The 12,272-nt window shown below is 35.6% G+C and carries 11 protein-coding genes; 2 read left to right on the forward strand and 9 right to left on the reverse strand.

All coding sequences use genetic code 11. The features are described 5' to 3' along the window. The first annotated feature begins 3 nt into the window (after positions 1–3). Positions 4–1,470: a Ppx/GppA phosphatase family protein gene (locus ACZ47B_RS10750; RefSeq protein ID WP_464894529.1), complete on the forward strand. Its 1,467-nt coding sequence runs from the start codon at positions 4–6 to the stop codon at positions 1,468–1,470. 21 nt (positions 1,471–1,491) lie between these two features. Here the strand turns inward: ACZ47B_RS10750 and bamA are convergent, their stop codons facing one another. Further along, the gene (bamA, locus tag ACZ47B_RS10755; protein WP_464894530.1) at positions 1,492–3,708 is read right to left on the reverse strand and encodes an outer membrane protein assembly factor BamA; all 2,217 of its coding nucleotides are present in this window, start codon (positions 3,706–3,708) and stop codon (positions 1,492–1,494) included. 357 nt (positions 3,709–4,065) lie between these two features. On the opposite strand from bamA, the gene ACZ47B_RS10760 reads away from it, so the two are divergent. After that, positions 4,066–4,893 carry a prephenate dehydrogenase gene (locus ACZ47B_RS10760; RefSeq protein WP_464894531.1) on the forward strand — a complete coding sequence of 276 codons (828 nt, stop codon included), beginning with the start codon at positions 4,066–4,068 and terminating at the stop codon, positions 4,891–4,893. A 7-nt stretch (positions 4,894–4,900) separates the two neighbouring features. Here the strand turns inward: ACZ47B_RS10760 and ACZ47B_RS10765 are convergent, their stop codons facing one another. The 8 genes from ACZ47B_RS10765 to ACZ47B_RS10800 form a co-directional block, all read right to left on the reverse strand. Next, complete coding sequence (locus ACZ47B_RS10765; protein WP_464894532.1) at positions 4,901–6,571, reverse strand: alpha-keto acid decarboxylase family protein; 1,671 nt, start codon at positions 6,569–6,571, stop codon at positions 4,901–4,903. A gap of 13 nt (positions 6,572–6,584) precedes the next feature. Continuing rightward, positions 6,585–7,481: a 5-oxoprolinase subunit C family protein gene (locus tag ACZ47B_RS10770; protein WP_464894533.1), complete on the reverse strand. Its 897-nt coding sequence runs from the start codon at positions 7,479–7,481 to the stop codon at positions 6,585–6,587. Continuing rightward, positions 7,478–8,161: a 5-oxoprolinase subunit PxpB gene (pxpB, locus tag ACZ47B_RS10775; RefSeq protein WP_464894534.1), complete on the reverse strand. Its 684-nt coding sequence runs from the start codon at positions 8,159–8,161 to the stop codon at positions 7,478–7,480. The genes ACZ47B_RS10770 and pxpB overlap by 4 nt, the downstream gene beginning before the upstream one ends. Continuing rightward, positions 8,158–8,898, reverse strand: coding sequence for a 5-oxoprolinase subunit PxpA (locus ACZ47B_RS10780; protein WP_464894535.1), 741 nt, complete (start codon positions 8,896–8,898; stop codon positions 8,158–8,160). Before ACZ47B_RS10780 ends, pxpB begins: the two co-directional genes overlap by 4 nt. Before the next feature lies 1 nt (position 8,899). Beyond that, complete coding sequence (locus ACZ47B_RS10785) at positions 8,900–10,237, reverse strand: TRAP transporter large permease (protein ID WP_464894536.1); 1,338 nt, start codon at positions 10,235–10,237, stop codon at positions 8,900–8,902. 3 nt (positions 10,238–10,240) lie between these two features. After that, positions 10,241–10,717: a TRAP transporter small permease subunit gene (locus ACZ47B_RS10790; RefSeq protein ID WP_464894537.1), complete on the reverse strand. Its 477-nt coding sequence runs from the start codon at positions 10,715–10,717 to the stop codon at positions 10,241–10,243. Then, entirely contained in the window at positions 10,718–11,674 is a 957-nt protein-coding gene (locus tag ACZ47B_RS10795) for a TRAP transporter substrate-binding protein (RefSeq protein ID WP_464894538.1), read from the reverse strand. Between the two features lie 73 nt (positions 11,675–11,747). Next, a complete protein-coding gene (locus tag ACZ47B_RS10800; protein WP_464894539.1) occupies positions 11,748–12,206 on the reverse strand; it encodes a DUF4395 domain-containing protein in 459 nt (152 codons plus the stop codon). Between the last annotated feature and the right edge of the window lie 66 nt (positions 12,207–12,272).

Here is a 12,272-nt window from a genome sequence, read left to right on the forward strand (position 1 = left end):
ATTATGGCAAAGATAACAGCCGTTATCGATATAGGCTCAAATTCGGCAAGGATGATAGTTTGCCAAAAAAGCAGTCGATATGCTTTTCATATCATACACGAAGCAAAAAGCAGAGTAAGGATTTCACAAAACTGCTATGAGCATGGTGGTACTTTGCAGGAATTTGCCATGCAAAGAGCCATAAAAGCTTTACAGGATTTTAAAGAGATAGCTAAAAGTTTAAAATGTACAAAAATATTGTGTGTTGCTACTTCGGCTCTTCGTGATGCTCCAAACAGACAAGAATTTTTATATAAAGTAAAAAAAGAAGTAGGTATCAATATAAAAGTAATAGACGGTAAAAAAGAAGCTTATCTAGGAGGGTTGGCCGCATTAAATCTACTGCCTATGCAAAAAGAAGCCGTCACCATAGATATAGGAGGCGGCTCGACTGAACTTGCGCTGATAAAAAATGGAAAAATAACCCAAACTTTATCTGTTGATTTGGGAACTATAAGATTAAAAGAGCTATTTTATGACAAAAAAACGGATTATAGAGAACTTGTAACTTATATAAAGGAAAAGTTGACTTTAATACCTTCTTCGTTTAAAGTCAAAAAGGCCATAGCCATCGGAGGTACCGCAAGAGCTATATCAAAACTTTTAATGCCTAAAGACTATCCTTTAAAAACACTTCATGCATATGAGTACGATCTGCTTTCAAATATCGATTTACTGAAAAAGATAGCTTCATCACCCATACTTAAGCTAAAAAAATACAATATTAAAAAACACAGGATCGATACATTTAGAGAAGGTGTGGGTATATTTGTCAATGTATTGGAAACTTTAGGTATTCAAAGAGTTATAACAAGCGGAGTCGGTGTAAGAGAAGGGGTTTATCTAAGTGATTTACTAAGAAGTTCAAATCTTAGATTTCCACAAAATTTCAATCCGAGCTTTAGAAGTCTTAGTGATAGGTTTTTGATAAATGAAGAGCATGCGAACAGACTTAAGATAGATGCTTTAAAACTTTTTGATATTTTAAAAGTCAAGCACCAAATAGATGATAAATACAAAGAAGAGTTGAAAGTTGCCGCCAAACTCTCATCTATAGGCTCAAGCATAAATTATTACAGAAACAATGAACACTCATTTTACCTTATACTAAATGGGTTAAATTATGCTTATACTCACTCACAAAAACTTCTTATAGCTTTTATAACTTTATATCAAAACAAGAAACTGCCCAAAGAAGAGCAGTTAAAAGAGTATCTTGAGTTATTACCGCAAATGAGTACGGTACAATGGCTTAGTTTTATTTTGGCATTGTCAAAATGCATTCATAAAAATCTATCGAAAGTGGATTATGAATTTTCTTTTAAAGAAGATACACTCACCATAAAAGCAAAAGATAAAAAGTGCTATTTGAGCAGTGAGTGCATAAAAGAGTTGTATAAACCTTTTCCTATCGTCATCATAACCGAATGATGAGATCAAACCCGGGATGTACTAAAACCTTCTTCCCATTGAAAATTCAAATTTTGATGTCCTGTCACCCTGTTTATCATTGATGGGCTTGGCAAATATCAGCTGTATCGCACCAAGTGGTGATGCCCACTCTATACCTACACCGGTTCCGCCTCTGTTTATATCAAAACCGTTTTCACCGATAAAACCGTAATCAATAAAGAAAACAGCTCTCATTCTCATAGCTTTTACCAAAGGCAGGCTGGCTTCAATGGAATTTGCGAACATCATCTTGCCGCCTATCAGAGACCCTGCACTATTTTTTGGTGCTATTGAGCTTGATTGGTATCCTCTTACGCTGGATAATCCGCCCATATATATCTTTTCATTCAAAGGAAGATTGCCATTGTCAAAAGCAATTCTAAATTGTGCTTTGTATCTTAGTATCATATCATAGTCTATCAAATCTTCCAGTCCGTAGAAGTATGAAAATTTGTCTATATTTTTTATATACTTTTCATCACCACCTACACCGGCAAACTCTACCATTCCGGTAAGTTCCATGCCGTGTCTTGGAAGATAATAATCATCCGTTGTATCATACTTGGCTGAGACGGAAACGGCACTTTTGAGGGTATCTCCTACTTGATAGAGGGTAGGATCCAAAGAGCTGTCTAAATTGCTTAGTTTTGATTTTTCTATATTGTATCCGACACTACCGCTAACGGTTCTTGTAAATCTTCTTCCTACGCTTAGGCTGGCACCTACTTTGTCTTCATTGTATGAGTAATAGTCATTGCTTGTATCATATAGTGATCCGCTAAGGCTATATTTGGAGTCAAAAACTCTAGGATTGTAAAAAGAGATACTGCCTTTAAGACTTTTTGATGAATAATCAACATTAACAGAGGTATCTATACCGCTACCAAAAACATTTTTATCTGCCACACTGGCACTTATCAAAAATCCGTCATAGCTTCCATATCCTATACCACCTGTTATGCTTCCTGTTTGTGCCTCTTTTACTTTGACCAAAAGATTGATTTTATTGTCTGAAATTTTTTTTCTTTCTATCTTTACATCATCAAAATATCCTGTTTTTTTGAGCTCCGTTATAGAGTCTTGAAAGTCAGTGTAAGAGTATTTGTCGCCTGGAGCCAAATAAACACTTCGTCTTACAACCCTGTCTATGGTCCTTGTATTTCCTGAAATCTCAACATCGTTTATATATACTATTTGACCCGGATTTATCATATAGTTGATGGAAGCGGTATGCTTCTTTTTATCCTGTTTTATATCAGGATAAACCTTTACATACGCATAGCCGAGATCCTGGATCTTGTGTTCTATGTTCTTTATATCTTTTCTTAGTTTATCAACATTAAATGTTTTACCTTTATGAAGTTTTAAATCTTCTTTTAGCTTACTTATCTTTATAACCGGCTTGGTAAGAGTGAATTTTACGGATTTTATCGTATATATTTGCCCTTCATTTATAAGGTATGACAAATCTGCAGTATAGTCTTCAAAATAAGTTCTTAAAAAAGGAGTACTTACTCTGGCATCAAGATAACCTTTCCTCATATAATAGTCTTTTATCCTTGCACTGTCATATTTTAACTGATCTATCTTGAGGGTACCGTCATCCCTTCCCCACAGCCACCCTAAAAACTGCTTTTGTCTGTTTACGATGTTTGACTTGACATCACTGTAGTCTATATCTTTACTGCCGTACATATGGACTTTTTTTATGATGATTTCCTCACCTTTACTGATGATAAAATCCAATTTCAAGCTGTTTTTGTTCAACTTTGTCGTTTTGGTTTCAACTATACTGTCATAATATCCTTTTTGTTCTAAATAATTCAGTATCTGATTTTTGGCACTGTTTATGCTGTCTTCATCATAAATATCACCTTTTTTAACTTCGAGCATGGTTTTTATATCATCTTTTTTATCATCATATCCGATTATATCTACCTGGGCAATTACCGGTTTTTCCACAAAGTGGTAAGTTAGTACTCCGTTGTCTTCACTGACCCATATATCTTTAAAATAGTTTTGTTCGTAAAATCTTGAAATTGATTTATCTATTTTATCTATATCTGCATTATCTCCCACACCAAATCCAAGCATCTCTTTGGCGATTTGGTTTGATATATGTATAAGACCGTCAAACTTTATATCTTTTATGGTCATGGCGCTTAAAGTGATAGTAAAAAAAGTGAATAGAGTAAAGAAAGTTTTGAAGAATTTCATATATTGCCTTGTTTAGTTGTATAACTTTAGTTATTAACTGATGTTACGCACCATATATAATTTTAGACAAGACAAGAAGGCGTTATATGCAAGGCAGATTTTCGAAAGCCTAACCGTAGTTAAGGTGAGAAAATCTAACACAGCAGATAATGCCTTATTGTCTTGCCCTTTGGGTGCTTTTTGTAACACTCCCTTACGGCGTTAGAAAGTTTCAAGTTACAGGAAGTGGCTCTTCAACTTTCTGCCTCGTAATGAAATGTTGCAAAAAACATCTAAAACTATATATGGTGCGTAACATCAGTTATAAAAATGATATAATACCAAAAATATTTTAAAACGATTATAAAAGGGATATTTATGACAGTAGGTATAGTAGGCCTTGGTCTTATGGGAGGCTCTTTGGGACTTGATCTTCAAGATAGGAAAATTGCCAAAAAAGTTTTGGGAGTGGATCACAATATAGCCCACTGCGAAGACGCACTTGAACTTGGTTTGATAAATGAGATAAGTAGACTAGAAGATATAAAAAAATGTGATATGATATTTTTGTGTATACCGGTAAATGCCATAGTGAAAATATTGCCAAAATTAAAAGATGTGGATACAAAGACCACCATAGTAGACATGGGAAGTACGAAACAAAAAATCGTCGAAGCTACACCGAAAGAGATAGTGAAAAACTTTGTAGCATCCCATCCTATGTGCGGAACTGAAAAGTATGGACCGACAGCTGCTTTTAAAGGCTTGTATGAGGGGAATACGGTAGTTTTATGTGATACTGAAAGAAATGACAAACTTCACAAAAACAGAGCAGAAGAGTTGTATAAAAAACTTGGTATGAATATATTTTACATGGGATCAAAAGAGCATGACAGACATGCCGCTTTCATATCCCACCTACCTCATGCTATCAGCTACTCTTTGGCAAACACAGTTATGTCTCAAGAAGACCCCATAAGTATCCTGGCACTTGCAGGAGGTGGTTTTAGAGATATGAGCAGAATCGCAAAAAGTTCTCCTGTTATGTGGAGTGATGTATTTAAGCAAAATCGAGCTAACCTTTTAAATTCTATTGATCTTTTTGAAAAAGAGATGAAAAAGATAAGAGAGTTGATCGAACATGAAAACTGGGAAGCCATAGAGATATGGATGCAAAAAGCGACAACTTTGCATAAAATCATATAAAATTGTATTATTTGCTCTGTCTGTTCGCCTCTTCAAGTTTGTCTGAAATTTGTTTTAAAAGAGGCGGATAGTCAAATTTGTCAAAAAAGAGTTCTACCATTTTATATCCGTCTTTTGTTACATCCTCAAGATTATCCATAAATTCGCTAAAACTTTTTATGGCAAATGTTTTGTCGATTCCAAGAGATTTGGCAAATGCCGGATAATTCCATGAGGGTATGTCGTTGTATGGTTGTTTTGGACCGTGTATAGCTCTTTCGATAGTGTATCCGTTATTGTTTATAAGAAAGATGGTGATATTTAAATCATACTTTGATATCAAACTTATCTCCTGTGCTGTCAGTTGAAAAGAACCGTCACCTATAAAAAGAAGAACTCTTCTGTGAGGTGAGGCTATGGCTGAACCTATGGCTGAAGGAAGAGTATATCCTATGGATGCCCATAGGATTTGTGAAACAAAGTCAATACCGGCAGGAAGGTTTTGATGCACAAGTCCAAACAAAGATGAACCTGCCTCAGCCAGGACTATGTCCCCCTCTTTTACGATCGTTTTGGCTACCAATGGCCAAAATTCCCTATGGTTTAATTTATCCTGTTTTGCTTTGAAATACCCCATATCGATGTCAATATCTTTTACAAGAGTATTTTTAAGCCATGGGTTTGCTTTTGGTCTTATATGTTCTTCAAGATATTTTAATAGCAGATCCATACTGACACCGTTATAAACTTTTTTACCTATTTTTATACATTCAGCCCTTATGGTGATGATGTTTGCAGGATCAATGGCATCGTCACTGAAACCTCCCGAATTCAAGTCAGTTTCTACCGTTCCTATGGATATGATGCAGTCGGATTCTTGCATTATCTCAACCATACCTTCAGTGCTGTAATCACCTGCATAAATACCAAGATAGTTCGGTTCGGCCACATTTGTTTCATTTATTATGGATTTGCCCATGAGAGTGGTGACGAATTTTGATTGAGAATTTTTCAAAACATTCGTTACTGTTTGTCTGCAACCAAATCTTGCTATATTGACCCCTAGTAAAAATATGGGTTTTTTTGCCTCATTATATCTTTTTATGATCTGCTGCCCCAGATTTTCTATGTTGTGAGTATCCCCGTTTTGTGTATAAAAAGATATGTCTTCAACAACTTCACTTACGTCAAGATCTACCAAATCAGCCGGTATCCCGACATAGCAAGGTTTTTTTGTTATAAGCATATTTGAGATCACTCTTTGAAGTTCGGCAAGATAGTTGTATTTTGTCAATATCGTAGATGCTCCGGTTATAGGTGAAAAAGAGTCTAAAAAACTGTTTTTTTGATAATTTGCAAGTGTGTGATGAACGGGTATGTCATGTTCTAAAACTATACTGTTTGGATATCCTACTATATGTAGTATGGGGATATTGTGCGCGTAGCTTCCGGCTATCCCGTTTGCGGCGCTTAGTTCCCCGACACCAAGAGTTGTCACGAGTACCCCTACACCTTTTTCCCTGGCATATCCGTCAGCGGCATAAGAAGCATTGAGCTCATTGCAGTTTCCAACCCAATTCAAATCTTTATCTTCTATGATAAAATCCAAAAATCTTAGGTTGTAATCACCAGGAACCCCAAATATATCATAAGCATTTAATTTTTTCATTATCTCGATCATTAAATTTCCAAGTTTCATTTTAAACCCCTTTTTAGATTCCTTTTAATTTGTTGTAAAAATCCTTTGTCAAATGTAAAGCTTTTTTCAGGGATACTTCTTTAAAAGTTATCCTTGTATTGGCTCCGCATTGAGATAGTTTGAAGCAGTCCATAGGTAAAACTGAGCCGATTTTTGGGTATCCTCCTATGGTTTGTCTATCTTTTAAAAGTATGATAGGCGCTCCTGCGGATGTTATCTGAATGGCGCCAAAGGCAATGGCTTCGGATATAAGTGTATCATGTTTTGGTATGATTTTATCTCCTGTCAATTGGTATCCCATTTTATTGTATCTGTTTGATACTTTAAACTTGAAAGAGATGAATTTGTCTATATCGAACCATTTATGCTGATAACCTTTGACAAATCTAAGCTCCAATTTTTTATATCCTAATGCAGGAGCCGTTGCAGGTGAAAAAAATGATTTTTGCCTGTTTTGACTAACACTTGCATTTAAAATATCACCTTTTTTTATGGGAGAGCCTATGTATCTGCTAACTGAAGCAGAACCCAGTATCTTTTTAGATTCAAAACCACCCTCTACCGCTATGTAAGTCAATTGCCCATCTATTGCGTATCCAAATTCGAGTATATCACCTTTTTTTACGGGGAAGCAGCTCCAGTTTTTTAAGATTTGTCCGTTTAGTTTCGCTCTTGTATCGGCTCCGGCAATGCTGACTCTTGTACCTTGTAAAGCTTTTAACTTAAGCTTTCCTATGGTCAACTCTATGGTGATGCTGTTTGGCGGATTGTTTAAAAGTCTGTTTGCAAGATGATATGACAATTCATCACTGGCACCGCTGTTGGATACTCCTATATCATCATATCCAAACCTTCCCATATCTTGAAAAGTAGCCATTATGCCTTCGTTTAAAACTTCAAACATTTTCATAGCTTGCCGCCAAGTTTGAGATACTCTTTTTTAGTGATCGGTTTGAATTTTACTTTAAAACCTATCTTAAATGGTGATAACTCTTTGGAATTTGGATCAAAAAGTTTTTTTGGAGTCCTCGCTATGATATTCCAGCCTCCAGGACTTGACATGGGATAAACCGCCGCTTGGTGATCCGCTATACCGACACTTCCTTTTGGTATCATATCTCTTGGATGTTTTAGTCTAGGAGTTGCAAGTTTATCATCAACTTTTGCAAGATAAGCAAATCCCGGCATAAAGCCAACTGCGTATACAAGATATGTTTTAGATGAATGAAGATGTATGATCTCATCTATGCTGATTTGTTTCTCCTTTGAGAGCCTTAAAAGATCAAGCCCGCTCTCTTTGGAGTAGTATGCGGGAATCGTAACTGTTTTTTGATGTAAATTTATATTTTTATTATATTTGACGGTTGAAAATTTATCCTTGATGTACGAAACGATACTTTGATGATCAAATTTAAATATATCATACCTTATATATATACTCGTATATGACGGGATGATGGATACCAAAGATTCATCGTTCAATGATTTTAAAAATTTATAATAAAATGAGACTTTGTTTAAAACCTCTTCAGTTATGTTATCGGCAAAGTAGATAACTATACTATCAACAGAAGAGACTTCAAACTTCATTTCAAGCTATCCAGATAAGCTCTTATGGATCTAGTTATATCCAAAGCTTCTTTATTGTCACCATGCACGCAAAGTGAATCAACTTTTAAAAATAGTTTTTTGCCGGAGACAGACTTGATGTATCCTGATTCATTTAACTCTTTGACTCTTTGAAGTATGATATTTGTATCATGAAAAACAGAATTTTTCTCCTTTCTTGATACCAAAAATCCATCATCATCGTATGCTCTGTCGGCAAACGCTTCATATATGAGTTTTATGCCATAATTTTGTGCGATTTTTGCATATCTGTCATTTTTTTTAGATGAGAGTATCATAAGCTCCAAACTTTTATCATAACTGCTTAAAGATTTGACAATAACCGTGAAGATATCCTCTTTTTTCATCATATCGTTATATAAAGCACCATGAGGCTTGACATACTTTATGTCATAATCCAAAGATTGTGCCAAAGCTCTTAATGCGCCTATTTGATATATGAGCATAGCTTTTAACTCATCCTGGCTGTGCTCTATACTTCTTCTTCCAAAACCGACAAGGTCTTGATATCCAGGATGTGCTCCGATAGTAATACCGTTTTTTTTAGCCTCTTTGATAGCTTTTGTCATGATAAGAGGATCTCCGGCATGAAAACCGCATGCCAGGTTTGCCATGTCTATATATTTCATGATTTCACTATCGTTCCCTGTCTTGTAGTTTCCAAAACCTTCGCCAAGATCGCTATTGAGTTTTAACATATCATTTTCCTATCATATGAGCCGGCAGGTAATATGCAATCTCAGGAAATGCAGTAACTATCACAACCGCAAGCAGCATAATGATAAAAAAGGGCATAGTTGCTTTTACTATGTACTCTATCTTTTCTCCTGAAATCGACTGTATGACAAAAAGTGAAAAACCAACCGGTGGTGTAACTTGAGATAACTCAACCATAAAAACCAAAAATATACCAAACCACAAAGGACTAAAGCCGGCAGCCGTGACTATAGGCAAAACTATGGGCAGAGTCATAACCACTATGGATATACCATCAAGTATCATACCTAAAAATATATACATTATGCCGACAACGAGTATAAGATGATAAGGTGAGAGATGAAGTGAGGCTATATACTCGCTTATTGCTCTAGCGATTCCTAAAAATCCTACAACTTGAGAGAGAAAGCCGGCACCTGCAATGATGAAACTAATCATGACGGTTGTTTTAACCGAATTGAATAAAGACTCTTTGAAAAGTTTCATGGAAAATGTCTTAAAGTAAAATGCAAGTATAATCGCACCCAAAACTCCTAGAGCCGCAGCTTCGGTCGGAGTGGCAAAGCCACCGTAAATGCTTCCAAGAACCAAAGCGATAAGTAAAAATGTAGGTATCAGATCCCTCAAGGACTTGGCTCTGTCACTCCATGTAAAACTTTCATCCGTTTTTGGTACCGCATTTTTATCCAAAGTCGAGATAATCATTATATAGCCTGAGTATAATGAAGCTAGTAAAAGACCGGGTAAAATCCCTGCTATAAAAAGCTTTCCTATGGAAACATCAGCCAAAACTCCATAAATGATCATGATCAAACTCGGGGGTATCAAAAATCCAAGAGTTCCGCTACCTGCTAGCGAACCGATAGCAAGAGACTTTTTGTATCCTCTTTTTTTAAGTTCAGCCAGTGTTATCTTGCCAACAGTTGCCGTAGTGGCTGCAGATGAGCCTGAAACTGCCGCAAAAAGTGAACAAGCAGCCACATTGATATGCAAAAGTTTTCCGGGAACCTTTCCAAGCCATGGCATAAGTCCGGTTAAGAGCTTGTCTGAAATGGAACTTCTATAAAGTATCTCTCCCATGAGTATAAAAAGAGGAAGGGCTGCTAGCGACCAAGAGTTTAGCGAGTCATAAAGGCTTGAACTTAAAAGGTTGCCGATTTTATCGAAAATACTCATGTTAGGGGGAAGGTTTACTTTGTATATGAGCATCCCGGCAAATCCGGTCAGCATCAGTGATACCGCGATCCATATGGAAGAGAGTAAAAAAGTAAACATTATAACCATCAAAACGATAGTAAGTACCAAAGGATCACTTATCATAAATCACCCTTTTATTTTTTTGATTATGAAAGCCAAAACAGCCAAAGAGAACATAAAAAGTCCTATTGGAAGAGCTAGTTGAGTAAGATATATAGGCGTTTCACTTACGGTTTCACTTACCATGTCATATTTGTAGCTTTCTATCACCATTTTAACAGAAAAGTAAAGTATGAAAAGAATCAAAGCCAAAGTGATAGTTCCGGCAAATATATCTATATATCTGCCTATTTTTTTTGGTAATCTGACAGTTAGTATATTGATCCTTATGTGCCCGTCTTCTTTAAATGTATATCCAAGACCCAAAAATATGGAAGCTAGATAAAAATATCCGCTGTATTCATCTGCTATCATGGTAGATACATTGAAAAAAGACCTTGCTATAATCTCTGTAACGATAAGAACGGTAAGTGCTATAAACAAAAACGAAGAGAGATAAGCTCCAAAATTTTGGAGCTTATCGTTAAACTTAAAGAAATTCATCTATTTTCTGTATTCTTTAAAGATTTTTTTAATTGCAGGTGAAGCATCCTCTAAGAATTGGTTTAGTAGTTTATCTGCAATTTTACTAAGACCTTTTTTAAGCTCAGGTGTAGCTTCTTCAATTTTCATGCCATGATCAGCTAAAGTTTTAAGTGCTATGGCATCCTCTTTTTTTGAAGCATCCCACTGATACTTTTCCATCTCTTTGGCTGCTTTTAGTATGGCTTGTTGTTGAGCTTTGCTTAGACTATTCCAGTAGTCAAGATTTATGGTGACTGCCTGCAATGGATAAGCATAGTTTATCTTTGTGAAGTAGTTTAAAACTTCCCAAAATTTTCCGTCTTTTCCAGAAGCTGAAGATGTAACGACTGAGTTTACAAGACCTGTTCTAAGGGCTGAGTAAACTTCCCCCCAGGCCAAAGCGACGGCATTTCCGCCTGCCATATTGATAAAGTTTGCTGAGTTTTTATCATAAGTTCTTGTTTTTAAACCTTTAAAATCAGCCATACTTTTTATAGGTTTCTTTGTATAAAGTCCACTTGGAGGCCAAGTTACAGCGTAAAGCAGCTTTTGATTCCATTTTCTGAAAGTCTTATTGTAAGCCGGTTTTGATATCTGATACAGCCTGTAAGCATCACTGTAAGAGTTGGCGATAAAAGGAAGTGCAGATATACCAAATACTTTTCCACCACCGGAAGTAAACGGTATGAACATATCAGTAAGCGCAACAGTACCGTCTTTAACCGCCTTTAATGGGTTTCCTTTTACAAGAGAACTTCCTGCATGAACTGTTATCTTGACAGTCCCGCCTGTGTATTTGTCAACTAGTTTAGCGAATTTTACCGCACCTTTTGTATGAAAGTTTGTAGCAGGATATTTGGCATTGAGATCCATTTTAACCACACTTGCCATCAAACCTGCCGATAGGGCAGCTACAAGCAACGTTTTCTTAAGCATTTTGTACTCCTTTAGAATTTTTTAATCGATAAAGTATATCATAAAAATTCTAAAATTGTTTTAAAATTTATGTTTAAATTTTTCTATTTGCCGATCTTGTATGTTTTATTATGTATCGGTAAAGATAGTATATCTGACATCCAAGACAGTAGTTGAAAAAGAGTTCCAAAGAGCTGCAAAATAGTAATATATAAGCTATGCCGTATGAAATATCATGATAACCAAGCAGTGAACTTAACGATATAAAGACGGTAAAGAAAAGTCCAAAAAATGCAGCAAGCCTTTTTGGAGCCTGATCGGTCATTTTGGTCTTTATGTGAAATACTTTTTTTATGATTTTAGATAGAAAGATGATATAGCTGTATTTTGGTTTTAAAAAAAGTCTTATGAAAAAATCAACAGCCAAAAAAATAGGGATGATTGTCCAGCCAAAATATAAAAAAATGATAACCCCCGAAGTTATAAAAAAAGAGTTGATTCTAGCTATATTCGCATCTATCTGTCTAAGTGAAACAGGGCAAGCTCTTGCCATAAATTTTCCTTATGTATAAAGTTAGGAGTATTATAATATTTTATTATTTAAAGATTGTTTATATAT

The sequence above is a fragment of the Thiofractor thiocamini genome (genome assembly GCF_055384375.1).

Bases quoted from the DNA above. Each gene is read 5' to 3' on its own strand.
- ACZ47B_RS10750 (WP_464894529.1), top strand. From the start codon at position 4: ATGGCAAAGATAACAGCCGTTATCGATATAGGCTCAAATTCGGCAAGG.
- bamA (WP_464894530.1), bottom strand. From the start codon at position 3,708: ATGAAATTCTTCAAAACTTTCTTTACTCTATTCACTTTTTTTACTATC.
- ACZ47B_RS10760 (WP_464894531.1), top strand. From the start codon at position 4,066: ATGACAGTAGGTATAGTAGGCCTTGGTCTTATGGGAGGCTCTTTGGGA.
- ACZ47B_RS10765 (WP_464894532.1), bottom strand. From the start codon at position 6,571: ATGAAACTTGGAAATTTAATGATCGAGATAATGAAAAAATTAAATGCT.
- ACZ47B_RS10770 (WP_464894533.1), bottom strand. From the start codon at position 7,481: ATGAAAATGTTTGAAGTTTTAAACGAAGGCATAATGGCTACTTTTCAA.
- pxpB (WP_464894534.1), bottom strand. From the start codon at position 8,161: ATGAAGTTTGAAGTCTCTTCTGTTGATAGTATAGTTATCTACTTTGCC.
- ACZ47B_RS10780 (WP_464894535.1), bottom strand. From the start codon at position 8,898: ATGTTAAAACTCAATAGCGATCTTGGCGAAGGTTTTGGAAACTACAAG.
- ACZ47B_RS10785 (WP_464894536.1), bottom strand. From the start codon at position 10,237: ATGATAAGTGATCCTTTGGTACTTACTATCGTTTTGATGGTTATAATG.
- ACZ47B_RS10790 (WP_464894537.1), bottom strand. From the start codon at position 10,717: ATGAATTTCTTTAAGTTTAACGATAAGCTCCAAAATTTTGGAGCTTAT.
- ACZ47B_RS10795 (WP_464894538.1), bottom strand. From the start codon at position 11,674: ATGCTTAAGAAAACGTTGCTTGTAGCTGCCCTATCGGCAGGTTTGATG.
- ACZ47B_RS10800 (WP_464894539.1), bottom strand. From the start codon at position 12,206: ATGGCAAGAGCTTGCCCTGTTTCACTTAGACAGATAGATGCGAATATA.